At 60.3% G+C, this 26479-nt stretch carries 24 protein-coding genes; 14 read left to right on the forward strand and 10 right to left on the reverse strand.

Annotated features, from left to right (window positions below; genetic code table 11):
- Positions 1-47: 47 nt before the first annotated feature.
- Genes AC3RCJ_RS07145 through AC3RCJ_RS07155 form a run of 3 tightly spaced genes read right to left on the reverse strand, consistent with a single transcriptional unit; the run spans position 48 to position 2943 of the window.
- Complete coding sequence (locus AC3RCJ_RS07145; RefSeq protein WP_080698846.1) at positions 48-377, reverse strand: ubiquitination-like system serine protease family protein; 330 nt, start codon at positions 375-377, stop codon at positions 48-50.
- Positions 374-1780: a ThiF family adenylyltransferase gene (locus AC3RCJ_RS07150; RefSeq protein ID WP_492960306.1), complete on the reverse strand. Its 1407-nt coding sequence runs from the start codon at positions 1778-1780 to the stop codon at positions 374-376. Before AC3RCJ_RS07150 ends, AC3RCJ_RS07145 begins: the two co-directional genes overlap by 4 nt.
- Entirely contained in the window at positions 1777-2943 is a 1167-nt protein-coding gene (locus AC3RCJ_RS07155; RefSeq protein WP_492960308.1) for a multiubiquitin domain-containing protein, read from the reverse strand. Before AC3RCJ_RS07155 ends, AC3RCJ_RS07150 begins: the two co-directional genes overlap by 4 nt.
- A 308-nt stretch (positions 2944-3251) precedes the next feature.
- Here AC3RCJ_RS07155 and AC3RCJ_RS07160 point away from each other — a divergent pair, with 308 nt between their 5' ends.
- Positions 3252-4166: a WYL domain-containing protein gene (locus AC3RCJ_RS07160; protein ID WP_080698845.1), complete on the forward strand. Its 915-nt coding sequence runs from the start codon at positions 3252-3254 to the stop codon at positions 4164-4166.
- A 109-nt stretch (positions 4167-4275) separates the two neighbouring features.
- On the opposite strand, the gene AC3RCJ_RS07165 is transcribed toward AC3RCJ_RS07160, so the two are convergent.
- Entirely contained in the window at positions 4276-5613 is a 1338-nt protein-coding gene (locus AC3RCJ_RS07165; RefSeq protein WP_492960311.1) for a deoxyguanosinetriphosphate triphosphohydrolase, read from the reverse strand.
- 464 nt (positions 5614-6077) lie between these two features.
- Here AC3RCJ_RS07165 and AC3RCJ_RS07170 point away from each other — a divergent pair, with 464 nt between their 5' ends.
- Positions 6078-6464, forward strand: coding sequence for a BPSL0067 family protein (locus AC3RCJ_RS07170; RefSeq protein ID WP_492960313.1), 387 nt, complete (start codon positions 6078-6080; stop codon positions 6462-6464).
- Positions 6465-6474: 10 nt separating this feature from the next.
- Entirely contained in the window at positions 6475-6909 is a 435-nt protein-coding gene (locus AC3RCJ_RS07175; RefSeq protein ID WP_492960315.1) for an STY0301 family protein, read from the forward strand.
- A gap of 184 nt (positions 6910-7093) precedes the next feature.
- On the opposite strand, the gene AC3RCJ_RS07180 is transcribed toward AC3RCJ_RS07175, so the two are convergent.
- The 3 genes from AC3RCJ_RS07180 to AC3RCJ_RS07190 all read right to left on the reverse strand — a co-directional run bounded on the left by AC3RCJ_RS07180 (position 7094) and on the right by AC3RCJ_RS07190 (position 11041).
- Positions 7094-8674, reverse strand: coding sequence for an isocitrate lyase (locus tag AC3RCJ_RS07180; protein ID WP_492960317.1), 1581 nt, complete (start codon positions 8672-8674; stop codon positions 7094-7096).
- 394 nt (positions 8675-9068) lie between these two features.
- Positions 9069-9668 (reverse strand): cysteine hydrolase family protein, encoded by a 600-nt coding sequence (locus AC3RCJ_RS07185; protein WP_492960319.1) that lies wholly within the window; start codon positions 9666-9668, stop codon positions 9069-9071.
- A gap of 80 nt (positions 9669-9748) precedes the next feature.
- On the reverse strand, positions 9749-11041 hold the full coding sequence (locus AC3RCJ_RS07190) for an MFS transporter (RefSeq protein WP_492960321.1): 1293 nt from the start codon (positions 11039-11041) through the stop codon (positions 9749-9751).
- A 331-nt stretch (positions 11042-11372) separates the two neighbouring features.
- Here AC3RCJ_RS07190 and AC3RCJ_RS07195 point away from each other — a divergent pair, with 331 nt between their 5' ends.
- Positions 11373-12116 carry a hypothetical protein gene (locus AC3RCJ_RS07195; protein ID WP_492960323.1) on the forward strand — a complete coding sequence of 248 codons (744 nt, stop codon included), beginning with the start codon at positions 11373-11375 and terminating at the stop codon, positions 12114-12116.
- A gap of 23 nt (positions 12117-12139) precedes the next feature.
- On the opposite strand, the gene AC3RCJ_RS07200 is transcribed toward AC3RCJ_RS07195, so the two are convergent.
- The gene (locus tag AC3RCJ_RS07200; protein WP_492960325.1) at positions 12140-12658 is read right to left on the reverse strand and encodes a DUF1993 domain-containing protein; all 519 of its coding nucleotides are present in this window, start codon (positions 12656-12658) and stop codon (positions 12140-12142) included.
- 238 nt (positions 12659-12896) lie between these two features.
- Here AC3RCJ_RS07200 and AC3RCJ_RS07205 point away from each other — a divergent pair, with 238 nt between their 5' ends.
- The 10 genes from AC3RCJ_RS07205 to AC3RCJ_RS07250 all read left to right on the forward strand — a co-directional run bounded on the left by AC3RCJ_RS07205 (position 12897) and on the right by AC3RCJ_RS07250 (position 22553).
- The gene (locus AC3RCJ_RS07205) at positions 12897-13511 is read left to right on the forward strand and encodes a hypothetical protein (RefSeq protein ID WP_492960327.1); all 615 of its coding nucleotides are present in this window, start codon (positions 12897-12899) and stop codon (positions 13509-13511) included.
- Positions 13512-13605: 94 nt separating this feature from the next.
- The gene (locus tag AC3RCJ_RS07210) at positions 13606-14322 is read left to right on the forward strand and encodes an SDR family NAD(P)-dependent oxidoreductase (protein WP_492960329.1); all 717 of its coding nucleotides are present in this window, start codon (positions 13606-13608) and stop codon (positions 14320-14322) included.
- A 330-nt stretch (positions 14323-14652) separates the two neighbouring features.
- Positions 14653-15078 carry a hypothetical protein gene (locus AC3RCJ_RS07215; protein ID WP_492960331.1) on the forward strand — a complete coding sequence of 142 codons (426 nt, stop codon included), beginning with the start codon at positions 14653-14655 and terminating at the stop codon, positions 15076-15078.
- 75 nt (positions 15079-15153) lie between these two features.
- A complete protein-coding gene (locus tag AC3RCJ_RS07220; protein ID WP_492960333.1) occupies positions 15154-16110 on the forward strand; it encodes a bifunctional helix-turn-helix transcriptional regulator/GNAT family N-acetyltransferase in 957 nt (318 codons plus the stop codon).
- A gap of 108 nt (positions 16111-16218) precedes the next feature.
- Positions 16219-16857, forward strand: a complete 639-nt coding sequence (locus tag AC3RCJ_RS07225) for a TetR/AcrR family transcriptional regulator (protein ID WP_492960335.1) — start codon at positions 16219-16221, stop codon at positions 16855-16857.
- 116 nt (positions 16858-16973) lie between these two features.
- Positions 16974-17783, forward strand: a complete 810-nt coding sequence (locus tag AC3RCJ_RS07230) for an alpha/beta fold hydrolase (protein WP_492960337.1) — start codon at positions 16974-16976, stop codon at positions 17781-17783.
- A gap of 149 nt (positions 17784-17932) precedes the next feature.
- The gene (locus AC3RCJ_RS07235) at positions 17933-20137 is read left to right on the forward strand and encodes a TonB-dependent receptor (protein ID WP_492960339.1); all 2205 of its coding nucleotides are present in this window, start codon (positions 17933-17935) and stop codon (positions 20135-20137) included.
- An 82-nt stretch (positions 20138-20219) separates the two neighbouring features.
- Positions 20220-21215, forward strand: a complete 996-nt coding sequence (locus tag AC3RCJ_RS07240; protein ID WP_492960341.1) for an extracellular catalytic domain type 1 short-chain-length polyhydroxyalkanoate depolymerase — start codon at positions 20220-20222, stop codon at positions 21213-21215.
- A 214-nt stretch (positions 21216-21429) separates the two neighbouring features.
- Positions 21430-22077: a hypothetical protein gene (locus tag AC3RCJ_RS07245; RefSeq protein ID WP_492960343.1), complete on the forward strand. Its 648-nt coding sequence runs from the start codon at positions 21430-21432 to the stop codon at positions 22075-22077.
- 41 nt (positions 22078-22118) lie between these two features.
- Positions 22119-22553 (forward strand): DUF695 domain-containing protein, encoded by a 435-nt coding sequence (locus tag AC3RCJ_RS07250; protein WP_492960344.1) that lies wholly within the window; start codon positions 22119-22121, stop codon positions 22551-22553.
- Here the strand turns inward: AC3RCJ_RS07250 and bla are convergent, their stop codons facing one another.
- Both bla and AC3RCJ_RS07260 read right to left on the reverse strand, forming a co-directional pair.
- Complete coding sequence (gene bla / locus AC3RCJ_RS07255; protein ID WP_492960346.1) at positions 22554-23447, reverse strand: class A beta-lactamase; 894 nt, start codon at positions 23445-23447, stop codon at positions 22554-22556.
- On the reverse strand, positions 23440-26115 hold the full coding sequence (locus AC3RCJ_RS07260; protein WP_492960348.1) for a hybrid sensor histidine kinase/response regulator: 2676 nt from the start codon (positions 26113-26115) through the stop codon (positions 23440-23442). Before AC3RCJ_RS07260 ends, bla begins: the two co-directional genes overlap by 8 nt.
- Between the last annotated feature and the right edge of the window lie 364 nt (positions 26116-26479).

The raw sequence follows: 26479 nt of genomic DNA on the forward strand, positions 1-26479 counted from the left end.
ACTCTGCGTGGTACTTTCTACGCAGAGTGATCTGCAGTGAAGAACGATTACACCCAAATTATCTTGCCACTACGAACGAAGAAATGTGAACAGCAACCTTCCCGTAACCAAATCGATGGATTCAAGGTTGGCTTTCCTCGCTTATCGAAATTGAGCTGCCAGCGAGGCCTCACCTCTTCTAGTAGCGGTAATTCGATTCGTTGCTTGCAACCACATGGACATCTCATACCGATACACCACTCCTCGCCGTGTAGACTACAAAGAACTAGATCCCGGCGGGGTAAGCATGACGGCACTTCATCCGAGTTCAACACTCGGAGCGCCCGTGTCGGAAGGACCGCGTCTTTTAGCTTAAGCCATAAGATTTTGAGATTCATCGCAGTCCCTTTTCATATCGCTGTCGGGCTGGTGCCAGTGTCGGCAGGCCAAGCAAAGGTTCGCATCCCCCGCGCGCTCGCAACTGATTAGATCCGATTAAAAAGTCTGCTTCCTTGCTGTGCTCTTCCAGTCCTTCGGCGAGCATAAATCGCGTCCGGGCATACTTTTTGTTAGGCTCATGTCGAAAAGGGTAGGCTCGTGCGATAAATTCCAGGACACATGCGCTCGCTGCTCGCATGTTCAAAGAGATAACCGATGGAGCCTGCTCAGGGATACTTTCAATGTATCCAGCACGGACCTGTACAGCGTGGGCATGTGGATCCGATTCCGCGAGGGCTTCGGCTTGTAATGTAGATGGTGTATATACCCCTCTATCAGCAAGCGTTGCACCTCCAGGCTTCACGTAATCAACCCGGCCCGTCACCTCATCAATCACGAAACGGTCTCCGGCCGCTCTTGTAGGGATTGCCACCCCGACGTCAAACAGCGGCATTAGGAATGACGATGCGATTCGATCAGCAACGGATCGTCCCCTGTGCGTGTCAACGCATGAAAAAATTACGTCTGCCTGAGATGCTGCAAGCACTGCCGTACGACTCAGTATGTTTTCGGAAATTCCCGTGACGAAGTCTTCGCTCCTAAACTGATTGGCGCGAGCCGCAAACGCGTGAGCTTTCGGGAGTCTAAGCCGTGCATCGAGATTCGTCATGTTAAGAATCCGGTTAAGATTCTTTTCCTCAACTATATCGTGGTCAATCAGGATGACCCGGCCAAAACCAAGTCGACAGACCTGCTCCGCGACAATCGATCCCGTCCCCGAAACGCCGATAACACATGCGGTTAAGCGAGAAAGCTCAGCCGTCATCGCTGAAGTAAATGCGACTGGTCGCTTGCCGGCACTTTTTAGGTCATCGTTCCACCAGAAGCGCAAATCGTCGCCAGCTATCGAGATCAGATCGACCGGGACGGTGATCCCATATTTATTGTAAAGCCGCGCCAGCATGGTGCCGTTTGGGAGGACCACGGCAGACCCATGGATATCACCTCCTGCTTCGAAGATACTCGTCATTACAGCACAATCACTCGCATCGTCCATCGCCGAAAAACTTGGATACCCAGTTGGATGTGAATGAACGAGCATTAGGCAAAGTTGCCCCTGTCCAGCTTGATCAATTGCACGCTCAATATAAGCGCCAGGCCAAGTTAATGACGATTCAGTACGGCGACCGCATTCTCCGTGGGGAACTAGGATGAGATCACGGGCCAGCAGCCGGACACGCGGCCCAGGTACGGTAGTGCAAACGAGGATTGCAGCAGCTTCTAGTCCGTCGCCCGGATACAAGTGGGCAAGAAGACGTGAGTTAGTACCCTCGTCCATGGTAAGTGTAGTTATCGGGATCATTCGCCGAACTCCCGGTCCAAGCAACTGTCGACCAGTGCCAGATGTGTAGCTACGTTATCCACAGCGGCGTCCCAAGCCGACGAACTGTTTCGGTGCCGGGACCACCCCTGAAACTCTGCACCTTTGATAGTGGCACGGACCTGTGTGCTTAGAATTGGATGCCCATCCATTCGACTCACTGCCGGCGCGAAGTAGAACATGTCAATTTGGGCGGCCGGATAGTCCTTTGGGATGTCAAGCGCGAGTGATACGAGTGCTGGTACGTAGCGCTCGCCCAGAGGGTAACCGTAGATGAGTAACCACCGACGATCTTCAGCGAGAATTGTCTCCCATTGCAACCCCAACCTGTCGAGATAAGCTGTGTCGGAATCCAGAAGCTCAAAGCCATGTACCGCCTCCGCGCTCAACCCATCTCCATTGTCCACGTTGCGTTGCATTAAGCGGATCTTTTCGATGCCGGGTGTGCGGAGGTCGATGATCGTGTCGATGGTCACCTCTTTTTTTGGCTGTCCCTCTACGATGAGAAAAATATGCCACGCTTTCGTCGGATCAAAGCCAGCACGCTTCATGGCGTCACTTACTTTGACGGAGTACTCCGTGTAATCCATAGTGACTGCTTGAACACGCAGCTTCCAGCTCCGCAGCTTCGTGTTTAGTACTTCAGTTCCAGGGAGATCTAAATCCACTAAATCACTGTCTGTCACAATTTCCAGCTTATCAGCAGAGCGCGTTAGAACAATGTCCCGCTCAACGCCAATCCGTCCCAGTGTCCGAATTGCATACCCGGAAATCAAGCGATGGGGCCATTCCAACTTTACCCCGTCGATGGTGAAGTAGTAGCTGCGGTCTGATCGAACGACCAAGAACTTGTTGCTAACTTCTAATGTTGGACTTTCTTGGAGACGAATGCCCTCCAATTCCCCGGTCGGTAACAGTTGAAGCAACACGGCATCTGAAAAAATAGATCCGACGGAAGCGATGAGAATTTGCTCGCCAGTTGGGCGGGTCGCTTCGACCTGAATTTCCTTGAAATCTAGACTCTCATCAGCGACGAGAACGGTACGCCAGGCATTGTGAGCTAGAGACTCTTTTGTGGAAGAAACGTTGTGCTCTGGCACAGTATTGAGGTGGTCAAGATTGACCGGTATGTTAAGTGATGTCATGGTGAGGATTTTCCTAGTTCGAATTTACATATCGACGTCCAAATAGCCGAACGGCGAGCCAACAACTTTGTTCGAAAACTTGACAAGGCAACCCAACGAAGACACACTCACGGTTCTCACACCCGAATCTGGCTTAACGCTAGGCTCACTCAGGGCAAGCTTTTTAGCTTGCCCTGTTTTATTTTTGCTGCATCATTTTTGCTCCTCTCAAATCGCTGTCATTGATGAGTATGGTATCGAATCATTTTGATTAGGTCAACCGATTTTTTCTGTTTGACGCAAGCTCTATCTTGTACGATACTAGCGAGATGCAAATTTCCTCCACTGACAAAAGCGCCGAACTGGCGCAGTTTTCTCACAATCAGCGCGAGCGCCTCGCGTACATCGAATTCAAACTGTATTTTTTTGGGCGTGTTGGGCGGCAAGACGTAATGGATCGCTTTGGAGTTGCCTCGGCTGGTGCGACGAGAGATTTCGCTTTTTATAAAGAGTTGGCCCCGAACAACATCGTTTTTGACAATGTCGAAAAGGCCTATGCAATCCGTGATGAATTCACGCCGATTTTCGAACATGTTCCAGAACGTGTCATAACCGCGCTCTCGCAAGGATTTGGCGACGGGATCAATCCTGTTGAGGGACCTTTGATGCCGTGTGAGCTCCCCCCAGCATTGAATCGCATAAAAATATCAATCCTAGCCCCAATCACACGAGCGATTTTCTTGGGCAAAGTTGTTGCAATAAAATATTTCTCAGCGACGAGTGGCGCCTCAGAACGCGAGATTGTTCCATTTGCCTTAGCGACGGACGGGCTCCGTTGGCACGTCCGTGCGTATGATCGCAAGCAAGAGAGGTTCCTTGATTTCGTCATCAGTCGAGTCGATCACGCTGGCTTGGTTGATTCCAGCGCGCCACAAAAATTGGAACAACCTTCACAGGATCATCAATGGAATCGTATCGTCGAATTGGATCTTGTACCTCATCCCGATCGTAAATACCCTGAAATCGTGAAAAGAGATTTCTCTATGGCGGATGGCGTACTTCATTTGAAGGTTCGCGCCGCCATGGCTGGTTACATCTTGCGTCAGCTACATGTTGATTGCTCCGCCGATCATAGTCTAGACGATGACGTATATCGCTTATGGCTCAAAGATCCGTTGGTGTTGTACGGAGTTGGGAGTGCTCAGCTCGCACCTGGTTACAAAACACAATCAGCAGCCTCGTAGCGTGTAGGTCCAGCTTTGCCGAGGCGTGGAAATTTAAATTTCCGCCAAGAGTAGGCTTCGAAGTCTGCTGAAGGTTTTTTGAGCAAGGAGGTGACACTGAATTGATCGGTCAGATTGAATTACCTGGAAGTTCAATCCCGTTTAGCCGGCGGAATAAGGTGAGCGCGAATGAATCAGTCATCCCCGAAATGTAGTCCGTAACTCCGAGTAGTTTTTCGTATGGCGTTCCGTCAACAGCAAACTGTTTGGGAACGATTTGCACCAGTTTTTTGTGGGCTGCTGTCCGTTCGGTTTTTGGCGTTAATAGAGCAGGAACGAACTTCCCCAGGAGGCCGCCAAGAATTTCGAAACCAGCGGCTTCAATTTGTAGCACCGCAGGCGTTGTGTAAATTTGCGTTTGAGAGAGTAGTGAAATTTTTTCAAGATCCGAGGAAAACGTACATTGACTAACTAAGCTTTTTTCAAATCGTCCTTCCATAATTTCATCGTAATTTGATTTGAAAACTTCTACAGTTGCAAGAATCAAATTTCCAATTGATCGCGCACGTAAGTATTCAATTTGGCCGGCTTTGTCTTCGATCAATTTATACGACGAACTAGGTTTTTGCTCCCCCGGAAATGCAATCGGCGACAACAGGTCGCACGCATCGGAAAAAGTGACCCGACCCAGTCGGTGGCCATCTTCGAGATCGACGATACCGTAGCAAATATCATCAGCGGCCTCCATCAGGAACGCCAGTGGGTGCCGTCCATAGGTACCTTCAGACTTCTTGTTTAGCCCTGTCTCGCTCGCGATTGCCTTGAAATTTTCTGCATCATGGGTGCAATATCCGAATTTTTTCTCGCTGACATATCCTTCTGTACGTTTCAATATTGTTGAGCCTCTGGGATATTTCGTATACGCAGCAAGTACGGCGTAGGTAAGCTGGAAGCCACCCCGATTTATAGAGCTTTGCAACCGTGTGATGAGTCGAAATCCTTGAGCATTGCCTTCAAACTTAAGGAAATCCAGTTTTTCGGAGGGCAACAACTCCAACAAGAATTCGTTGCCGTGAAGTGCAAACCACGACTGAATTGCATCCTCCCCCGAATGACCAAAAGGGGGATTTCCAATATCGTGCGCAAGGCATGCCGCTGCTACGATACTTCCGAAATCATGTGGCGCCATTTCTAATCTAGGAACCTTCTGCAAAATAAATTCACCACATAACGTTCCCAGAGATCGTCCTACAGACGAAACTTCGATGCTATGTGTCAGTCGCGTGCGCACGTAGTCGCTTTCGGATAAAGGAAAAACCTGAGTCTTATCCTGTAAGCGTCGGAAAGCGCTTGAATACACAATCCGGTCCCAATCGCGAAGATATTCGGATCGCGTGTCAGCGGCGCTAGGCGTAGATTCACGACCCAACCTTTTGGTTGATGTCAACAAGTTCCAGTCCATTGTCATTATTTATCTCTTTCGCGTAGTAATTCGTGAATCTAATTGCCAATATAGCATGATTTAAACTACATTAATACCTTGATGGAATGAATTGTCGGGAGTAAACGTATGTGAATGTGCCGCCCTCTGCCTATGAACAGAAAATGGCCGAAAGCGAACCTCTCGCTTGTGTCAGAAATTACTTAACCAGCGCCATTTTGACGTCTCTGCTTTGAGTCAGCTAGGGAGCTTAAGGCGAAGGGGCATATTTGGGGGCATGTACCAGGCAGAGTTATGTTGGTATGGAGGGGATTAAGGCGGAACCTCGATGATAGGAGTCCCCCTCTCCCATTTTTGAGCGGAACTCGGCGCTTCAGCGCAATATCCTAGTCCGCCGCCCCGAGTACCAAGCCCCCCAAACCTTATCCCACCTCAACCCCCTCACAGTTTCCCCCATGTATCGTCAGCCTCTCCCCCCCCCGGAGAGTCCCATGTCCTACACGTGCACCCAAGTCGACGACCTGGAAAAAACCGCCATGGTCGGCAACCATCAATGCGTGGCGCTGGTTCGCCATTACGGGGGGGGCCCAGCCACCCTGGCGTGGAAGCAGGGCGAGGCAGTGCTCGGTAACCGTTTGCTGCGCAAGGGCACGGCCATTGCCACTTTCGTCAACGGCAAGTATGCGAATCAGCAACATGGCAATCACGCGGCCCTGTATATGGGGCAGGCGCTGGACGGGATCCTTGTCATGGATCAGTGGAAGGACAAACGGCCCGCTCTCGTGACGTCGCGCACCTTGCGCTCCAAAGGCCAGTACAAGAATGGCTTGTATATCGATCCCAGCAACAATGCCGATGCCTTTTTGGTCATCGAATAGGGGAGCATCGATGCAACATCAACGTTGGTTGAGCGGCATCGCCTGCTGCCTGTTTCCTGTGTTCGCGCAGGCTGCGATGCCCGCCGCGCATGCTTGCCCGGAGAACGTGCCTGCGTCAACGATCAGCCTGAACGCCGTACCGGCCGGCTGGACGCCGTATATCGGCGGCCCGCTCTACCTGAGCGCCGCCGCGCCGATCGATGGCGCGCCGCAGCGTAGAGGGCAACTCGTGCCCAGCGGGCAGCGCACGAAGCAAGGGAAAACGACGCTCAGCTATCGGCTGGAAGGCCGTTATCCAGACGGCAAGTGGCTGCAATGCAGTTATGGCGTGCATGGCGAAGTCACGCTGTCGCGGAGGATGGACGACAGCGTCAGCCAGTGCGAGTTCACCTACAGGAAAGGCCGCAAGGCCGGGCAGAACGAGATCGATATCGATTGCCGGTAGTGAGTTTGGTAACCGCGCTATTGCCAGGGGGATCGCAGGCCGCAGCGCCCGATGCGCCTGCGCCTGTGCATGGTCGGCTTACGCGTTCCGCCAAGCCGACCTACGCAACTGCCGCCCGCCGGCGGCGCAGATGCAAAAAAGCCCGCCGAAGCGGGCTTGGTCACTCTACCGTCAAGCCAAAAGCTCAGAACTGGTTCATGGTGTTGTCTTTGCCGGCAGCTTTCAATGCCGCTTCGCCGCTGAAGTAATCCTTGTGGTCGTCGCCGATGTCCGAGCCGGACATGTTTTGATGTTTCACGCAGGCGATGCCCTGGCGGATTTCCTTGCGCTGCACGCCGGCCACGTAGCCCAGCATGCCCTGGTCGCCGAAGTATTCCTTGGCCAGGTTGTCGGTCGACAAGGCGGCCGTGTGGTAGGTCGGCAGGGTGATCAGGTGGTGGAAGATGCCGGCTTCGCGGGCCGAGTCGGCCTGGAAGGTGCGGATCTTTTCATCGGCCTGGGCCGCCAGTTCCGTCTGGTCGTATTCCACGCTCATCAGCTGGGCGCGGTCGTAGGCGGACACGTCTTTGCCTGCCGCTTTCATCGCGTCGAAGATTTGCTGGCGGAAGTTCAGGGTCCAGTTGAACGACGGGCTGTTGTTGTACACCAGCTTGGCGTTCGGGATGACCTTGCGGATTTCACTGACCATGCCGCCGATTTGCGCGATATGCGGTTTTTCCGTTTCGATCCACAGCAGGTCGGCGCCGTTTTGCAGCGAGGTGATGCAATCGAGGACGCAGCGCTCTTCGCCGGAACCGGCGCGGAACTGGAACAAGTTGCTTGGCAGGCGTTTTGGACGCAGCAGCTTGCCTTCGCGCTTGATGATGACGTCGCCATTGCCCAGCGCGTCGGCCGACACTTCTTCGCAGTCGAGGAAGGAGTTGTATTGGTCGCCCAGGTCGCCCGGTTCATTGGTGACGGCGATCTGCTTGGTCAGGCCGGCGCCGAGCGAATCGGTACGGGCGACGATGATGCCGTCGTCCACGCCCAGTTCCAGGAAGGCGTAGCGGATGGCGCGGATCTTGGCCAGGAAGTCTTCGTGCGGCACCGTGACCTTGCCGTCCTGGTGGCCGCATTGTTTCTCGTCGGATACCTGGTTTTCGATCTGGATGCAGCAGGCGCCCGCTTCGATGAACTGTTTCGCCAGCAGGTAGGTCGCTTCGGCATTGCCGAAACCGGCGTCGATGTCGGCGATGATGGGCACGACGTGGGTCACGTGGCCGTCGATCTTGGCCTGGATCGCTTGCTTCTCAGCACCTTGGGCCGCGTCCAGCTGGCGGAACAGGCCGCCCAGTTCGCGGGCATCGGCCTGGCGCAGGAAGGTATACAGTTCCTTGATCAGTGCCGAGACGGCGGTCTTTTCATGCATCGACTGGTCCGGCAGCGGGCCGAATTCGGAGCGCAGGGCGGCGACCATCCAGCCGGACAGGTAGAGGTAGCGGCGGTCGGTGCTGTTGAAGTGCTTCTTGATCGAGATCATCTTCTGTTGACCGATGAAGCCGTGCCAGCAGCCGAGCGACTGGGTGTATTTGGATGGGTCCGCATCGTAGGCAGCCATGTCGTTGCGCATGATCTTGGCCGTGTACTTGGCGATGTCCAGGCCCGTCTTGAACTTGTTCTGGGCGCGCATGCGGGCGGCGGACTCGGGATTGATGGCGTTCCAGGCGCTACCTTGTTGGTCTTTCAAACCGGCAACAGCCTTGATGTCGTCTTGATATTGGGACATGTGAATCTCCTAAAAAGAAAAGCTATGTTTGAGAAAATCGCCGAGTGCGCCACAACGTCTTGTCGAAGCAAACTGCATGACTAAATAGTAGGCTGATTCGCGCTGATCTTCAAGTCTTATATAAGACATATAACTTAAATTAAGTCTTTGTTTTTCAAAGGCTTAATTATTGTTTTTCATGATGTGGAATGAATTTTCAAAAAGTGAGAGGATTCATGGCTGAGTCTGCCGTTCGAAATTCCGCGATGTGAAATGTCTTTTCAGAATTTGGTGCAGCGCGACAAATCGGACGAAAAAAAACCGCCCTAAGGCGGCGCAGGCTTGTGTGTGCTTGCTGGCAAGGTGCCGAAGACCCGGTTGGCGATGCTTTTTCAGCGCCACTGTCGTGTGTTTGCTATCGCTTGGCGGGCAAGCTGGCATGCTGCTGCTGGGCAAGGGCCGCCAGTGCATCGATCACGTCCGCCGTGACCACGACTTGCGCATACTCGCCGTGCAAATTGGCCAGCGCCATCGCGTGCACCTCGTCCGCCGTTCTCGATGTGCCCGCATAATCGACTTGAGCAAACGCAAAACACGCATCGGCGACGACTTGCGTGTCAAAGCCCAGGTTGCCCGCCGTGCGCGCGCTTGACTCGACGGAATTGTTGGTGCTGACGCCCGCGATGACCAGCTTGCCGATGCCGCGCACGCGCAGCCAGCGTTCCAGTCCCGAGTGGATGAAGGCATCGGGCACATTTTTCTCCACGACATGCTCTTCGGGCAAGGGCGCCAACGCTGCCTGAAATTCCACGCCGGGCTGGCCGGGCCAGAACGGCGAGCCTGGCGTTCTGGACATGTGGCGCACATGCACGACGGTGGCGTCCGCTGCGCGCCAGGCTTGCAGCAGGGTGGCGATCCGGCGTTCCGCGGCGGGATTGTTGCGCTTGCCGGCGGCGGGACTGGCCATGCCTTGTTGCATGTCAATGATGATCAGTGCGCGATGTTGGACATGCATGCCGGTAGCCTGGGAGGGATGGCAGGCGCAACGGGCGCCTGCCTGGGGGAAGATTGCTGCAGTGATTGCCGCAGGGGGCGCTAGCGTCCCACGGTCTGCCGCTGATCCTTGATGAACAGCGCCGTCAGCATGCCGATCACGCACACGCCGATCACGTAATAGGCGGGACCCAGCACGTTGTTTTTCAGCATCAGTGTCACGACAACGGGCGTCAGGCCGCCGAAAATCGCATACGACAAGTTGTAGGAAAACGACAGTCCCGAGAAGCGCACTTGCGCCGGAAACGCTTGCACCAGCACATACGGCACGGCGCCGACGACGCCGACGCACAGGCCCGTCATCGCATACAGGGGCAGCAGCAGGTCGGGGCGGCTGCCGATGGTGGTGTAGAAGATATAGGTACTGATGGCCAGCAGCACGGAACCGGTGAAGATCACGCGCTTGCCGCCCAGGCGGTCGGCCAGCATGCCGGCGATGATGCAGCCGAAGGCCAGGCACAGGGTGGCCACGGTATTGGCGACCAAGGTGGTGCGCGGGGCGATGTGGTGGATCTTTTGCAGCAGGGCCGGTGTCATCAGGATGACGACGACGATGCCGGCCGACAGCATCCAGGTCAGCAGCATCGACACGGAGACGGCGCCGCGGTGGCTGCGCAGCACGGATTTCAAGGGCATTTCCGTGGCCAGCGCCTTGCGCTGCTGCATTTCCGCAAAGACAGGGGTTTCATGCAGCCAGCGGCGCAGATACATGGCGCCGAAGCCGAAGATGCCGCCCAGCAGGAAGGGATAGCGCCAGGCGCCATCGCTGATTTCTTGCGGCGTGTAGACGGTGTTCAGACCGGTCGCCACGAGCGAGCCGAGCAGGATGCCTACCGTCAGGCCGGCCGTCAGCACGCCGCAGGCAAAGCCCGTGTAGCGGCTGGGCACATGCTCGGAAACGAAGACCCAGGCGCCCGGCACTTCGCCGCCCACGGCCGCGCCCTGGAAGACGCGCATCAAGAGCAGCAGCAGCGGGGCCGCCAGGCCGATGCTGGCGTAGGTGGGCAGCAGGCCGATCAGCAAGGTCGGCACGGCCATCATCAGGATGGAGAGCGTAAACATGCGCTTGCGGCCGAGCAAGTCGCCAAAGTGGGCCATGACGATGCCGCCCAGCGGGCGCACCACGTAGCCGGCGGCGAAGATGCCGAAGGTTTGCAGCAAACGCAGCCAGTCCGGCATTTCCGGTGGAAAGAACAGCTGGCCGATGGCGTTGGCAAAGAAGACGAAGATGATGAAGTCGTAGAATTCCAGCGCGCCGCCGAGGGCGGCCAGCGACAGCGTCTTGTAGTCTTGTTGGGTCAGGGGGCGTGCCGCAGCATGATCGAAGGTAGGCATGAGTCTCGTTTATTTGTTTTATGGAAGAAAACTGCTTTACGCAGCATACGCATTTCCCTCCTTCGAGTAAACGTTGCCGGCACCGGCCGCTTTCGGAGCGCGCGGCCAGCGCCTGGTGCGCGGGCGCCGCGTTCGCATGCCGTCGCGTCGCGCGGTTTGCCAGGTGGAAAAGCGCCGCTTTGACAGAGGACAAGGCGGGTTTTTCTTGCATACAGCGCAGCTTGATACATGCGATAATCAGGCGATAATCCCAATCATGGCAAGTCTTGCCTGTGTTTTCGCGCAGATTTGACCACTGGCATCGCTAGCATAAAGTTAAACGTCTCTATCAATGAAATCCATCATATTTTGTACCAGCTACATCAAAGACCGCCAGGCATGGGATGACCGCTATCAGCGATGGCTCGATTACTACAATAATGAAAAGCCGATCAAGGCCGACAAGAAATTCATGATCGACGACGGCTCGCCATTCATGCCGCCGGAAACGATCATCAAGTCGGTGCCGCACGATGCGCCCTTGTCACTCGATGGCGATGACAACCTGATCATCCGCTTCAACGGCAACCTGGGCCGGCAAAATGTCTCGACTTATCCAGGATGGTGGCGCAGTTTCCTGCACTCCATCGAGATGGCCAAGGCCCTGGGCGTGGACAAGATCATCCACATCGAATCGGATGCGTATATCCTGAGCCAGCGCCTGGCGGACTTCATCAACGGGGTCGAGTCAGGCTGGCACGTGCTGTGGACGCAGCGCTATCGTTTTCCGGAAACGGCGATCCAGGTGATTTGCCGCGATCAGTTCGCCGCGTTTGAGAAATTCAAGGCCGATCATGCCGACATGGTGTTTCCGGACCTGGCCGAACGGCTGCTGCCGTTCACCTCGGTCGACCAGCAATTCAAGGGCGACCGCTACAGCGAGTTCAGGAAAAACAGGGGCATCTTCCGCTCCAAGAAATTCGACCGCTTTGCCATCTTCCAGCGCGATTTCTTCTGCGAACCGATTCCCGCCGATGCCGACTTCGTCACCCAGCTCCTGCCGCACCAGAAGATCGCGTTTCGCCGCAAGGGCTAGCTGCGGCCGGTAGGCGTGACCCGCTAGCGCCGCAGGTAGGCGAACATATGCTGCACATATTCGGCCTTTCCTAGCGGCACGCCGTTGTGGCGCAAGATGTTGTAGGCCGTGACCAGGTGAAAGTAGAACTGCGGCGTGGCCCAGTTCGCGGCGTATTCGTCGCCGCTCATGTCGAACGTCATGCCGTCCGGCAGCGCGATGGAGACTTGCCGCGCCGCCCCGCTGTCGATCTGCGCGCGATCCGCGCCGGCAAGGATGGCCAGGGTGCGCTCGATCAAGGCCCTGGCATCGTCCATGCTGGCCGGCGTGGCGAGCCGCGGCAGCGGCTGCCGCGTGAGCCGGCAGACGGCTTCCTGCGCCTGCGTGCAGCTAAATTCCACCTGTCTGGCCAGCGTATGCATGTCCGGTGCCAGCCGCGCATCGAGCAGGTTTTGGGCATCGAAGCCGCGTGCGCGGGCGTGCTCTTCTCCCTTGGCCAGCAGCGTGGTCAACGATCGCAGCATCTGTGCGAAACAGGGCAGGGTGACGGCGTACAGCGACATGCTCGATCCTTGTCGGACGGCTTGGGAAGGACTGGAATATTATCATGCTGGCACTTGGGGCCTGCCCCGGTGGATGAATGCATCTCCCGCTGGCGCGCCTCAGAAGCGGGGACTGCGTTGAGCGTCGTCGCCTGGCTCGTCACGTGTCCTGCCCACGCCTTGTCCGCGCTCCTGATGTGCTGCCAGCAGAAGACGCTCGCTACTGGGATGGACTCTTATTATTAATTGATAATATTGCGTGATCATGGTAAAGCTGGCCCTGCGCCACGCCTTCCATCCACGCACCGTCACCGACAGGATTTCCATGCACGCCTTTCCCGCCACCGTCGCCATCGCCATCCTGTCCCTCTGCATGGCGCCGCGCGCCGCGCAGGCGCAGGATGCGCGCGATCAATTCCTGGCCACCTTGAAAAGCCTGTGCGGCCAGCAATTTGAAGGCACACTCACGTATCCGGCGGACGCCGGCCATGATTTTGCCGGCAAGCGCCTGCTTGCCGATGTCGCCGTCTGCAGCGAGACCCAGGTCCGGGTGCCGTTTCACGTGGGCGCAGACCGCTCGCGTACCTGGATCATCAGCCGCACGCCATCCGGCCTGGCATTGCAGCATGAGCACCGCCACGCGGATGGCACGCCCGATGCCGTGACCATGTATGGCGGCATGGCAAGCGCCACGGGCTCGGCGCTGTCGCAATCCTTCCTTGCCGACGCTTACACGGCCGAACTGGTCAAGGGCGCGGCCACCAATGTATGGACGCTGAGCGTGAGCGCCGATGGCGGCACGCTGACCTATCACCTGGAGCGCGATGCCAGGCCGCGCGCCACCGTGGTGCTCAAGCGCCGCCTGCCCGGTTGAGCGCGCGCCTGCCTATCCGGCCTCAGCTTTCCTTAACAATGCGCCGCTATCATCGTTCCCGGGACAACTCGTGGAACACAGTGAAAGGGACGGCATGAAGATCATGATTATCGGCGCCAGCCGGGGACTGGGGCGGGCCTTCGTCGATGGCCTGAGCGCTGACGGCATGAGCGTCATCGGCGTGTCGCGCAAGCGGCCCGCCGACCTGGCTGCTGCCGATGGCGCCGCCGTGCAGTGGATCGAGGCGGACATGGCCTCGCCTGCGGACGCCGTCGAGCGCATTGCGCGCGAAGCGCCGGACCATCTCGACGCCGTGATCTACAACCTGGGCGTGTGGGAGGAAAAAGCCTTCAGCGACGAGTATGCTTTCCTCGAGGATGCGGACGAGGCCATCGCCGAGATGATCAATATCAACATCACGGCCACCATCCTGCTGCTCAAGCGCCTGGTGCCCAGATTGCTGAGCAGTAGCAAGCCCCAGCTGATATTGACGGGTTCTACTTCGGGCCTGCGCCAGAGCGGGCGCCCGGAAGTGACCTTCAGCGCATCGAAATTCGCGCTGAACGGCATCGCCGACGCCTTGCGCGAAGGCTTCAGGGAGCAGCGGCTGGCGGTGACCTCGCTGCAGCTGGGCTACCTGAATACGCGCGACCCGCTATCCGTGCCGCTGGCCGAGGCCGCGCAATGGGGCGAGGGCGAACTGGTGCCCGTGCACGATGTCGTCGCCGTCGTGCGCACCCTGTTGCAGCTGTCGCATGCCGCGTTCGTGCGGGAGCTGGTGATGCCGGCGATACGCGACGAACGCTTCTAGGCGTCCCGCATGGCTGCCCATACGCCCCCGGCAGAGATATCGGACCATCCCAGCCGCTCTTCCAGCCATGCGTCCACTTCGGACGAGTCCATCTGCAGCAAGAGCGCGGCCAGGCGCAGCCTGCCCCTGGCGCTGGCGGATGGTGCTTGCGCTGGCGCTCCCGTTCGAGCAGGGCAACTCGTCGGGCTGCCGGTAGCCGCCTTCCGGGCTGGGCCAGATGGGGTCAGGCTTGCCGTGGCGATTGTCCGGCAGGCCCGGGCAATGCGCGAGCCAGCCCGTGCTACAGTCCGCCATTGCCGCCTGTCGCGGCGCCTGCCTGGACCACTACCCATGCCCACCTGGACCTCTCCCCCGCAACTCGTCGCGCTGGCCGCCTTCTACGACGCCGCCCGTGCCCATCCTGACAGCGTCCCCGATGCGGCCTTCATCGCGGCCGTCGAACGCGCGCACTGGCCCACCAACTGCTGGAATTATGCCGAAGCATCGTTTGCCATCATTGCGCCCGCCTGCCTGATGCGGCCGCACCTGGCGCAGACCTTGATCGCCTTTCCCATCGACGCCATGATCGCCGGCGGCCTCGAAGATGCGGGGCAGGTCATCGCCCAAGGCGTGGCGTGCGCCACCCGCGACCGGCCTTACGTGGAGCCTAGCGCAGAAGGCAAGCTGTGGCTGACGCGGGAATGGCCGCGGCTGGGCGCGCTGGTCGATGCGGTGTTCCAGGCCAGGTGGCAGGCCTTGACGGCCGGGGATGACTGACGGGGCCGTGGTGCTTGACGGGGAAACATGGTTTACGTTAGGGTATACGTAACTACTTACATATATCCATCAGACATGTCTTCCAATCTGCAAACCTACGGCTCGCTGATGCTGGCCAGCCGCCTGCGCCGCCTTTCCGATCAACTGTATGCCGGCGTCGATGCCAGCTATGTGGCGGCGGGCGTCGAGCTGACCTCGCGTTGTTTTCCCTTGTTATTGCTGCTGCGCGACAACGGCCCCACGGCCATCACGGCGCTGGCCGCGCAGATCGGGCAGACGCACCCGGTGGTGGTGCAGTTGGGGCGCAAGCTGCTCGACGCGGGCGTGGTGGCGGAGTTGCCGGACGCCAGGGATGAGCGGCGCCGCCTGCTGGCGCTGTCGGAGTCCGGACTGGCCTTGCTGCGCAATATGGCGCCCTTGTGGGACGACGTGCGCGCCGCCGTCGACGCCGTCTTCGAGCAGGGCACGCCGCAACTGATGGCCAGCCTGGACCGGGCCGAAGCGCGCTTGCAGGCGCAGGGTTTCGGCGAAACGATCGCCGCCTGCCGCCGCCAGCGCGAACGGGCCGCCGTGGAGATCATCGACTACGACGCCGATTACGCGGCCGACTTCAAGCGCCTGAATATCGACTGGCTGGAACGCTATTTTTATGTCGAGGCGCTGGACGACAAGGTGCTGTCCGATCCGCAACGCTCGATCCTCGACGATGGCGGGCGGATTTTCCTCGCGCGTTTGGACGGCAAGATCGTCGGCACCTGCGCGCTGATCCGCGCCGCTGACACCAGCATCGAGCTGTCGAAGATGGCCGTCACGCCCGCATGCCAGGGGCTGGGCATCGCCCGCCGCCTGATCGAGCGGGCCTTCGACGCCTTCGAGGCCAGCGGCGCGCCGCTGTTGTTCCTGGAGTCGAACAGCAAGCTGCAGCCGGCCATCCGCCTGTACGAAAGCAGCGGTTTTACGCACGTGGCGCGCCCGGCCGGCGAGGCGCATTACCAGCGCGCCGATGTCTACATGGAATGGCAGGGCAGGTAGCACCCGCGAGGCTTGCCACGCGGCGCTCCCCATCGGCCGTCTCCCGCGTTACAATACGCGCACCCCATAACGGAACTTAGGTTCCACTATTCGAGACGCCGACGCCGCATGCCTTCCTTCCCGATGCCCTTCCCGCAAATGATCGTTCCTCCCGAGCCCACCCAGGCGCGCAGCAAGCAGGCCTTCGAACGCCTGCTGCAAGTGGGCGAACAATTGCTGGCGGAAAACCGTTTCGATGAAATCGGCGTGGCCGACCTGGCCAGGCTGGCGGAAACCTCGGTGGGCACCTTCTACCGCCTGCTGGGCGACAAGGACACCCTGAGCCGTTTGCTGCTGCAGCGCTTTTTTTCCGACATGGTGGAAAAGGTCGAGGCCCTGACGGAGCTGCGCCAGTGGGAATCGCGCAGCCTGGAAGAGTTCATCCGCGCCATGGTGGCCATGTTCGTGGCCGTGAATGGCGGGCGCAGCGGCGTGCTGCGCGCCTTGATCACGCGCGCCTCGCAGGATGCGCAGTTCCGCGACAGGGTGCACCAGATCAATCACCTGATCTCGCAGCGCACGGTGGCCGTGCTGGCCAGCAAGTCGGCCAGCATCGGCCACCCGAACCCCACGCAGGCGATGATGGTCGTGCCGCCCGTGCTGCTGGGCATCCTGAACCAGCATACCTTGACCGGTTCGCTGTCCTTCCTGTCGGGCGCGGCACTGGAAGATGAACTGGTGCGTGTTGCTTTAAATTACCTGAGCTGAGATATTTTTCGAATTAACTTGAAATCGGAATTCGGATTCCGTATTATGTTTTCCAACAGCAGGAAAACTTATTCCTGCACCTGAACACACAGCATGTTCAACAGCAAGGAGACAGAATGCGGCGTCACACGACATCCGATGTTCCATTGCATTACCTCGACCTCGGCAAGGGGCAGGGCGATCCCGCGCAGTCAGAGCCTATTTTTCTGCTGCACGGCCTCGGTTCCTGCGCCGCAGACTGGCGCCCGCAGATCGATGCCCTGGGCAGCAGCTACCGCCTGATCGTGCCCGATATGCGCGGCCATGGCGCCAGTCCCGCGCCTGGCGGCGACTGGCAGATCGGCGACTTCGCCAACGATCTCTTCAACCTGATGGACCAGCTCGACGTGCCGCGCGCGCACATCGTCGGCTTTTCCCTGGGCGGCATGGTAGGCCTGGAAATGGCCAACCGCGCGCCCGGCAGGGTGGCCAGTTTGTGCCTGATCAACTCGCAACCGTTCCAGGGCAGCAAGCCGGCGTCGCTGCTGTTTGCCTACTGGCTGCGCCGCACGGTGATCGCCACCGTGGGCTTGAAGCCCATGGGCAAGATCATCGGCAAGAAACTGTTTCCCGATCCGGCACAGCAGCCCCTGGTCGAGCGCTTCGCCACGCAGATGGCGGGCATGGACAAGCGCGCCTACCTGGCGGCGCTCGACGCCATCTTTCACTGGGATATAGAGCCCCATTTTGACGCCTTGGCCATGCCGCTCCTGATCATGGCGGCCGACCAGGATTACACGCCCGTCGAGAGCAAGCGGGCCTTTGCCGCACAGTTTCAGCATTGCGCGTTCGAAGTCATCGCGAACTCGCGCCACGCCACGCCCCTGGACCAGGCGCAGCGTGTGAATACCTTGTTGCAGTCCTTCCTCACTACCAACTCAAAATAAACAGGCCACTTGCCGCACGGGCAGGGGGCCGGAATGCAGTCGTCGCAGGGCAGGTGCTCGCTGGCAGCGCGCGGGTACCGTCACGTCTTGCGATCCTGGAAACCGGCCGTCCGTCTTGGTGGCAGGCAAGCCTGAAAACTGGAGACGCTATGAAACTTGCTTTGAAATTGATGCCCGCCGCCCTCGCCGTTGCCGGCGCCTTTGCCACCCAGGCCCAGGCGCAGGAGGCCGCTCCGGCCACTGCTGTCAGCGCCCAGGAAGCCAGCGACGCCAAGGAACGCATGGAAACCGTCACCGTTTCCGCCCGCCGCCGCGAAGAGCGGCTGCAGGACGTGCCGCTGGCCGTCACGGCGTTTTCCGCCAAGGCCCTGGAGCGGGCGAATATCCAGAACCTGGCCGACTTGCAGGAGCGCGTGCCGAACCTGACCGTGTACGCCTCGCGCGGCACCAATACCACCCTGACCGCGTTTATCCGCGGCGTGGGCCAGGCCGACCCCGTCTGGGGCGTGGACCCGGGCGTGGGCATTTATTTCGACGACGTCTACATGGCCCGCCCGCAAGGCGCGCTGCTCGACGTGTTTGACGTGCAGCGCATCGAGGTGCTGCGCGGCCCGCAAGGCACTTTATATGGCAAGAACACCATCGGCGGCGCCATCAAGTACATATCGCGTCCGCTGGCGAAGGAAAACGGCGCCTCGGCGGAAGTGGGCCTCGGCAATTACAATCAGCGCAACTTCAAGGCCGCCTTCAATGTGGCCAACGAGAGCGGCACCTGGCGCGCGCGCCTGGCCGCCGCCAAGCTGGACCGCGACGGTTTCGGCCGCAACACGTTTAACGGCGAACAGGTCAGCGACCAGGACAGCGCGGCCGCGCGCCTGTCCGTCGGCTACTTTCCGCAGGACATACCGCTCACCGTCGTGCTGAGCCTGGACGCCACGGACGACAAGTCGGGCGTGCGCGGCTTCCAGCGCATGGGCGTGAGCGCATTTGACCCGCTCAAGCGGCCCGCCAGCACCAGCGCCTACGATATCCAGAGCGGCATGCCTGGCAACAACTTCACGCACAACCGCGGCGGTTCGCTGGTGGCCAATTACACCTTGTCGAACGACTGGTCCGTGAAGGTGATCGGCGCCAAGCGGCGCAGCACGTCCGAGCAGACCATCGACTTCGACGGCTTGCCGCAGCCGATTGCCGACGTGTTTGGCGATTCGCGCGACGAGCAGAAGAGCCTGGAATTGCAGGCCTCGTACAGCGGCGACTATGGCGCCGGCGTGATCGGCCTGTACCGCTTCGAAGGCACGGCCGGTGGCGGCATCTACAACAACTTCCTGGGGCGCCAGTTCCAGGCCGCCGTCAGCACGGTGGAGACGGACAGCACGGCGCTGTACACGGACTGGACCTGGCCGGTGGGCAAGGCGTGGAGCATCAATGCGGGCTTGCGCCACACGCGCGAGGAAAAGCGCGCCATCGTGCTCAACCGCGCCTTTGCCGATGCCAGCTTTACGCGGCCCATCCAGACGGCGGCCGACTTCGACAAGTCCCTGTCGGTCAGCAATACCTCGCCGAAACTGTCCGTGCGCTATGAAGCGTCGAAGACGACGAATTTCTACAGCAACCTGTCGCGCGGCTTCAAGTCCGGCGGCTACAACGTGCGCGCCAACAACCTGGTGGTGCCCGATTCCGCGCGCCCCTACAAGGATGAAAAGCTCGACGCGCTGGAAGTGGGCATGAAGTACGCGGCGCCGGACGATACGTTTGACGCCAACGTGGCCCTGTTCTACAACCGCTACAAGGACATTCAATTGTCCGTCTTCACCAGCTACGTGCAGCCGGGCGGCCTGCCCGGCTTCTATGGCGACTTCACGAACGCGGGCAAGGCGACCGTGAAAGGCGCCGAGTTCGAATTCTCGTGGCGGCCCAACCGCCAGTGGGAAGTCAACGGTTTCCTGGCCCTGCTCAATGCCAGCTATGACGAGTTCATGAGCGGCGGCAAGAACATTGCGGATACGCAAAAGTTCAGCAATACGCCCGCCCGGCAAGTGGGCTTGAACGTGACGCGCACGGACCGCGACGTCTTCGGCGGCGCCTTGCGCAGCATGCTCGGCTACGGCTACCGCAGCAAGGTGTATCCGACCACGGACTTGAGCGAAACCCTGGCGCAGGGCGGCTACAGCATCTGGACGGCCGGTGTGGTCTGGGAAGCGCCGAAGAACTGGACCTTCAGCTTGCACGGCAGCAACCTGGGCAACAAGCGCTACCGCACGGATGGCTACAACATTCCGGCCGTGTTCATCCTCGACGGTTTCTACGGTCCGCCGCGCCAGATCATCGCCAAGGCTGCTTACAAGTTTTAAGGGTGTAGAAGTGCCGGCTTGACGGGCGTCAAGCCGGGTCGTTGTCGCTGTTTTCGTCGTGAATAATCATCAGGAGACTGGCATGGCACATCTGCATCAGCAACTGCGTCACTTATTCTCTGCACTGATCGCCGCCTGCGGCCTGCTGGCCGCGCTGCCGGCGGCGGCCGGGCAGTGGGACTTCGGCCTGTACGCAAGCCTGTGGGGCTCGCGCGAATACCAGGTCTGGCTGCCGAGCAATTACAACGCGAATACCCCGCTGCCCGTCGTGCTGATGCTGCATGGCTGCGGTTCCGAGCCCAACAGCATGGCCGCCGTCAGCCGCTACAACCAGCTGGCCGACAGCGAGAATTTCATCGTCGTCTATCCGCGCCAGAACGTCACGGCCAACCCCATGCGCTGCTGGAATTTCATGTTGCCGCTGAACCAGGAGCGTGGCACGGGCGAGCCGGCCGTGCTGATGGGCATCTTGAACAAGGTCAAGAGCAAATATGCGGTGCAGGACAGCCGCGTGTATGTGACGGGCATCTCGGCCGGCGGCGCCATGGCGTCCATCATGGCCGCCTGTTATTCCGACGTGTTCGCCGCCGTGATGGTGCATTCGGGCGGCATGTACAAGGGCGCCACCGGCCTGGTCACGGCGGCCGACTCGCTGTTCAACGGCAGCTCGTTCGACCCGAAAGTACGGGGCAAGGATGCCTGGCGCTGCTCCGGCTCGCCGCGCCGGCTGATGCCGACGATGGTGTTCCACGGCACTTCCGACATCGTCGTCAACCCCGTCAATGGCGAGCAGACCATCGAACAGTTCGTGCAGACGAGCGACTATGGCGACGATGGCCTCGACAATGACAGCGTGCGCTACCGTGCCGACAGCATCGTGCGCCAGACCGTGCCGTACGGCCGCAGCTATTCCATCGACACCTATTTGCACAACGGCGCCGTCATCGCGCAAAAGTACACGGTCGAGGGCATGAACCACGCCTGGAGCGGCGGTCCTCCCGGCTGGCCCTTCAGCGACGAGCTGGGCCCGGATGCCACCGTCATCAGCTGGAACTTCTTCAAGCATTACCAGCGCTGAGGCGTTGAGGGAATTGCAGCTTGTGCAATGGGGCGCAGCGATGGCGCCCCACTTTTATACTGGAACGTGGGCGATGCCCCGTCGCGCCCAAGGATGCCAGCTTGCGCACGTCCTGACGGCCGTCCGCCTGGCATTTCCTGGTAACTATATAATCGGCGCTTGGGCGATACCCGCCCTTGACTCCGATTGAAGGAATGCCATGCCAGGATATTTCATGCGCCCTGTCGCGCTCTTTGCCGTATCGGCCGTGTGTGCCATTGCCACTGCCGCCGATGGCGTGGCGGTGGATGCGCAGCAGCGCGCGTCCTTGCTGGAGTTTTATGCGCAGCAATATCCGGGCGAGGCGGCCGCGCGCACCGTGTTCGAGAGCGTGCGCGTGGTGGGGGGGCGTGGCAGCGAAGTCGTCGGCAGCGTGGAAGCGCCATCCTACCGTGGCCATGGCGCGCTGTGCCGTACGCAGCGGACCAAGTTCGTGCTGCACGGCGAGGGCCAGCGGGCGCGCTGGCAAGAGGCGGGCATGGAATATTTCGCCTGGCTCGACCGTGGTACCTGCCGTCCCGTGGCCGAACCCGTGCGCTTGCTGCAGCGCATCCCCGATGCGGAGTTGGAAGGCATTTTGCTGTACCAGAAACCCTTGCTGGCGCGGGCGCGCTTGCTGATGGCGGGCAATACGGCCTGCGCGCCGCTGCGCGCGCTGCCGTTCTCGCTGGCGGCCGTCGACGTGGGCGCGGCCGCACCGCGTGCCGAAGAGCGCTATGCGCTGGTGTTCAAGAGCGACCGCGACAGCTATGCCCGCGTCTGGCTGCGCAAGAGCGGCGCCCAGTTTGACGCCTGGAATGTGACTTGTCCCCCGGTGTTGTAAACTGCCTGCCCTTTGCCGATTCTTTTTTGACTGTTGCAACCATGAACCAGAATTCCACTTCCGCCCGCAGCTGGGGCACGATTGTCACGCATAGCGACGAGATGGCCATCATCTACCGTTATGTCGACGCCTTCCATGACGACTGGGACCTGTCGTCGCAGCCGGACCGGATCATCATCGCCTGGCGTTACGAAGACGAAACGGGCATGCCCGCGCCGAACGAGCGCGAGCATATGGAAGAGCTGGAAGCGGCGCTGGCGCCCGTGGTGGAAGCGGATGGCTTTGCCACCCTGGCGCTGGTATCGACGGGTGAAAACCTGCGCGAATGGATTTATTACACGCAGTCGGGCGAAGAATTCTTCAATCGCCTCAACACGACGCTGGCGCCGCATCCAAAATTTCCGATCGAAATCCGCAGCGCGGCCGACCCCGCCTGGTCGACGTACAGCGGCTTCATGGCCGCCCTGCCGAGGTAATCACGCCAGCGCGGCCATCACGATGCGCGTGGCGGCCGCGGTGATGTCCTGATTCGTGTCCGCGTTTTTCTGTTCGCGCGTGTAATACACGGCGATGACCAGCGGCGCGCCGCTGGCCGGGTAGGCCACGCCGATATCGTTGACGCTGCCGTAGGCGCCCGAGCCCGTTTTATCGGCCACCTGCCAGCCGGCAGGCACGCCGGCGCGGATGCGCTTGTCGCCTGTCGTGTTGCCGAGCATCCAGGCGTCCAGCTGCTGGCGCTGCGGGGCCGGCAAACTATTTCCCAATAATAAGTGCTGCAGGCTGTGCGCCATCGAGGCGGGGCTGGCCGTGTCGCGCACCTCGCCTGGAATGGCGCTGTTCAATTCCGTTTCCCAGCGTTCCAGCTGGAACATGGTGTTGCCGATGCTGCGCGCATACGCGGTCACGGCCTGCGGGCCGCCGAGGATTTTCATGAGGAAATTGGCTGCACTGTTGTCGCTGTATTGCAAGGTGGCGGCGCACAGCTCGGCCACGCTCATGCCGTCCGCCACATGTTTTTCCGTAATCGGCGAATACGTGACCAGTTCCTTTGCTGCATAGCGCACGCGCTTGCCCAGCATGTCCTTGTCGCTGGTGCTGCGCGCCAGCACGGCGGCCGCCAGCATGGCCTTGAAGGTGCTGCACAGGGGAAAGCGCTCGTCGGCGCGATAGGCGATGCGCAGTTCGCTGTCCTGGCGCCAGGCGGCAACGCCGAGGCGTCCGCCGGCGGCCTGTTCCAGCGCGGCCAGTTGCGCTGCGGCGTTAGCGGGGGAAACGGCAGGCGCGGCAAACAGCGGCGGCGCCGGGCACAGCAGGGCGGCGCCGCCTGCCAGCAGGAGGTGGCGGCGGACGGGGTTCGGGGAATCAGTCATGGTCTGGGTGTGTTGTTGGCGTGGAAAGGGCGGCCAGCAGTTCGCCGATGGCGAGCAGGTTGGCCGGTTTGGTCAGATGGTGGTCGAAGCCGGCCGCGCTCGATTGGCTGCGGTCGTTTTCGGCGCCCCAGCCTGTCAATGCGACGAGCACGGCGGCGGCGCCGGCCGCCGTCTGGCGCAGCGCGCGCGCCACTTCGTAGCCGTTCATGCCGGGCAGGCCGATGTCGAGAAAGATGACGTCAGGCAGGAATTGCGGCGCCACGGCCAATGCCCGCGCGCCATCGTGGGCCACGTGCGTGGCATGGCCCATCATGTCGAGCACGGCGGCCAGGGTGTCGGCGGCATCGACATTGTCGTCCACCACCAGCACGCGAAAATGGCGGCCAGTTGCGGTGGCGGCGGCGGGGCTGGTCTCGGCCGCGATGGCTGGCGCCTGCGCCAGCAGCGGCAGGCGCACGCTGAAGGTGCTGCCCAGGCCGGCGCCAGGGCTGGCCGCCGTGGCGCTGCCGCCATGCAGCTCGGCCAGGCGCCGCACCAGCGACAGGCCGATGCCCAGCCCGCCCTGGGCGCGGCCCATGTTCTGTCCCACCTGCGTAAACATGTCGAACACGGTGGCGATCGATTCGGCGGGGATGCCCACGCCGCTATCCTTGACCTCGATCAAGGCTTCATTGCCATCGCGTAGGGCGCGCAAGGCGATGTGGCCGCCGGCCGGCGTGTATTTGGCGGCGTTGTTGAGCAAATTGCCCAGCACTTGCGCCAGGCGCGTGGGGTCGGCGTCGAGCGGCAGCGGCTCTTCAGCGAGTTGCACCTGCAACTGGTGGCGGCTTGCCTCGATCAGCGGCATGCTCGTTTCCACGGCGCCGGCGATGATGCTTTTCAAGTCCGTGCGTTCCAGCCTCAGTTCGATCTGCCCCCGCGTGATGCGGGCCACGTCCAGCAAGTCGTTGACCAGGTGCACCATCTGGTTGACTTGCCGCTCCATCACGTCGCGCACTCTCGCCACGGTGGCGGGCTTGTCGGCGGCCAGGCGCATGATCTGCAAGCCGTTGCGGATGGGCGCGAGCGGGTTGCGCAGTTCGTGCGCCAGGGTGGCCAAAAATTCCGTCTTGCGCCTGTCCATTTCGGACAGGTTGTCGGCCAGCTGGCGCAGTTGCTGTTCCGAGCGCTTGCGCTCGCTGACGTCGCTGAACAGCACCGTCAGCAGGCGGCTGCCGGGGCCGCCCAGGCGCGCGGCGAAGACTTCGAACCAGCGCTCCATGGCCACGGCCTCGTTTTCGTAGCGCACGGGCTCGCCGGTCTTGACGACGTGGTCGTACAGGTCGAACCAGTGCTGGTCATGGTCGGGCACGAAGCTGCGGATGGTCTTGCCGATGGCATTGTCCAGCCCCGACTGCTTGACGAAGGCGGGGTTGCTTTCCAGGTAGCGGAAATCCACGGGCCGGCCTTGCTCGTCGTACAGCATTTCAATGACGCAAAAAGCCTGGTCCATCAGTTCGATCAGCGTGCTGTAGCGTTCCTCGCTGCTGCGCAGCGCGTCTTCCACCTGTTTCTGGCGCGTGATGTCGAGCAGGACGCCCGGCAATTGCAAGGGCGTGCCGTCCGGCGCATACTCCACGCGCCCCCGCGCGATGACCGAGCGGTAGCGACCGTCATGGTCGCCGACGCGGTAGCTGGCTTCGAAGGGCGCATGCGCTTGCACGGCCTGGGCAATCTGCGCGCTGACTTGCTCGCGGTCATCGGGGTGGATGATGTCCAGGTAGCGCGCCAGCGGCGCCGCCGTGGCCGCTCCGGTATTGACGGGGAACAAGCGCGCCATGTTGTTGTCGGCCGTGACGCGGTCGGCGACGATATCCCAGTTCCAGGTGGCCACTTCGCCGGCCGCCAGGGTCAGGCGCAGGGTTTCCTCGTTCTGCTTGCTGGCTGTCAGGTCGAGCGAGATGCCGGACAGGGCGATCACGTTGCCGGCGCCATCGCTGGCGCAAGTGCCACGCATGTGCGCCCAGTGCAGCGAACCATCGGACCAGCGCACGCGCAGGTCGATCTCGAAATCGCTGGCGTTGGCGATGGCGTCGTGCACCACCGCCTGCCATTGCTGCAGGTCGCCGTCGAGCATGGCCCCCGTCAGTTGCGCGTAATTAATGTTGCTGGCAGCTGGCCAGCCCAGATTGGCCTTGAATGCGTCGGAGCAGGTCATGCTGCCGCTGCCCAGGTCGATTTCCCACGTGCCCATGCGGCCGCCCTGCATGGCCAGGCGCAGGCGCTGTTCCGTCTGGCGCTGCAGGGTCACGTCGCAATGCGAACCGAGCCATTCAACGATGCTGCCGTCGGGGGCCAGCACGGGCAGCATGCGCACGATCACATTGCGGTAGGCGCCGCTGACGTGACGCAGCCGGTATTCCGCTTCGAACACGGTCGTCAGATGCGATGGCATGACGTAAGGCAAGTTGCGGTCGTCCGGATGCAGGGCATTGAGCCAGCCGCGGCCCAGCAGTTCGGCTTCCGTCTGGCCCGTGAAGGCGCGCCAGGACGGCTGGTCGGTATCGAACTGGCCGAAGGTTTTCGTGCTCCAGATGATGTCGCAATGGGCGCCCAGCAATAAATGCGCGGCCTGGGCTGCGGCGGGGGACGTGGGCAAGTCGTGGCTATGCAGGCTGGGTTCTGGCATGGATAGGGTGTAATGGTGCAATGGTGCGGTGCGCCGCCGCACCGGGATGTGGCAGCACGGCTGGGTCAGGTACGGCGATATTACAGTCAAAAGCCCATCCGGGGGTGTCCTTCAGGGGGCGCGTCACCGCTTTGCGGAAATGCCGGCCTCCAGGCTGGAAAACGGCAAAAAAGCACACTCATGCCTATATTGTGGCTGAATAACCACTAGTCAGCCTTGAATATTGGTGAATAAATATTTTACATAACAATATTCTTGCCGCGCATAAGCCGCTTGAATTAAATTGGCGCCTTGCTAAAAAGTTGGCGCTCATCAGACATCCCCTAGATGCGGCCGCTACCGCTGTCCGCTTGCGCGGCAGCCA

The organism is Janthinobacterium sp. GW822-FHT07H11 (assembly GCF_058798615.1).

Excerpts from the sequence above, each read along its gene's own strand:
- AC3RCJ_RS07155 (WP_492960308.1), bottom strand. The coding sequence starts at position 2,943 with ATGACATCACTTAACATACCGGTCAATCTTGACCACCTCAATACTGTG.
- AC3RCJ_RS07235 (WP_492960339.1), top strand. The coding sequence starts at position 17,933 with ATGAAACTTGCTTTGAAATTGATGCCCGCCGCCCTCGCCGTTGCCGGC.
- AC3RCJ_RS07175 (WP_492960315.1), top strand. The coding sequence starts at position 6,475 with ATGCAACATCAACGTTGGTTGAGCGGCATCGCCTGCTGCCTGTTTCCT.
- AC3RCJ_RS07190 (WP_492960321.1), bottom strand. The coding sequence starts at position 11,041 with ATGCCTACCTTCGATCATGCTGCGGCACGCCCCCTGACCCAACAAGAC.
- AC3RCJ_RS07210 (WP_492960329.1), top strand. The coding sequence starts at position 13,606 with ATGAAGATCATGATTATCGGCGCCAGCCGGGGACTGGGGCGGGCCTTC.
- AC3RCJ_RS07220 (WP_492960333.1), top strand. The coding sequence starts at position 15,154 with ATGTCTTCCAATCTGCAAACCTACGGCTCGCTGATGCTGGCCAGCCGC.
- AC3RCJ_RS07240 (WP_492960341.1), top strand. The coding sequence starts at position 20,220 with ATGGCACATCTGCATCAGCAACTGCGTCACTTATTCTCTGCACTGATC.
- AC3RCJ_RS07200 (WP_492960325.1), bottom strand. The coding sequence starts at position 12,658 with ATGTCGCTGTACGCCGTCACCCTGCCCTGTTTCGCACAGATGCTGCGA.
- AC3RCJ_RS07260 (WP_492960348.1), bottom strand. The coding sequence starts at position 26,115 with ATGCCAGAACCCAGCCTGCATAGCCACGACTTGCCCACGTCCCCCGCC.
- bla (WP_492960346.1), bottom strand. The coding sequence starts at position 23,447 with ATGACTGATTCCCCGAACCCCGTCCGCCGCCACCTCCTGCTGGCAGGC.
- AC3RCJ_RS07225 (WP_492960335.1), top strand. The coding sequence starts at position 16,219 with ATGCCTTCCTTCCCGATGCCCTTCCCGCAAATGATCGTTCCTCCCGAG.
- AC3RCJ_RS07185 (WP_492960319.1), bottom strand. The coding sequence starts at position 9,668 with ATGCATGTCCAACATCGCGCACTGATCATCATTGACATGCAACAAGGC.
- AC3RCJ_RS07150 (WP_492960306.1), bottom strand. The coding sequence starts at position 1,780 with ATGATCCCGATAACTACACTTACCATGGACGAGGGTACTAACTCACGT.
- AC3RCJ_RS07180 (WP_492960317.1), bottom strand. The coding sequence starts at position 8,674 with ATGTCCCAATATCAAGACGACATCAAGGCTGTTGCCGGTTTGAAAGAC.
- AC3RCJ_RS07215 (WP_492960331.1), top strand. The coding sequence starts at position 14,653 with ATGCCCACCTGGACCTCTCCCCCGCAACTCGTCGCGCTGGCCGCCTTC.
- AC3RCJ_RS07170 (WP_492960313.1), top strand. The coding sequence starts at position 6,078 with ATGTCCTACACGTGCACCCAAGTCGACGACCTGGAAAAAACCGCCATG.
- AC3RCJ_RS07160 (WP_080698845.1), top strand. The coding sequence starts at position 3,252 with ATGCAAATTTCCTCCACTGACAAAAGCGCCGAACTGGCGCAGTTTTCT.
- AC3RCJ_RS07230 (WP_492960337.1), top strand. The coding sequence starts at position 16,974 with ATGCGGCGTCACACGACATCCGATGTTCCATTGCATTACCTCGACCTC.
- AC3RCJ_RS07165 (WP_492960311.1), bottom strand. The coding sequence starts at position 5,613 with ATGACAATGGACTGGAACTTGTTGACATCAACCAAAAGGTTGGGTCGT.
- AC3RCJ_RS07145 (WP_080698846.1), bottom strand. The coding sequence starts at position 377 with ATGAATCTCAAAATCTTATGGCTTAAGCTAAAAGACGCGGTCCTTCCG.
- AC3RCJ_RS07245 (WP_492960343.1), top strand. The coding sequence starts at position 21,430 with ATGCGCCCTGTCGCGCTCTTTGCCGTATCGGCCGTGTGTGCCATTGCC.
- AC3RCJ_RS07250 (WP_492960344.1), top strand. The coding sequence starts at position 22,119 with ATGAACCAGAATTCCACTTCCGCCCGCAGCTGGGGCACGATTGTCACG.
- AC3RCJ_RS07195 (WP_492960323.1), top strand. The coding sequence starts at position 11,373 with ATGAAATCCATCATATTTTGTACCAGCTACATCAAAGACCGCCAGGCA.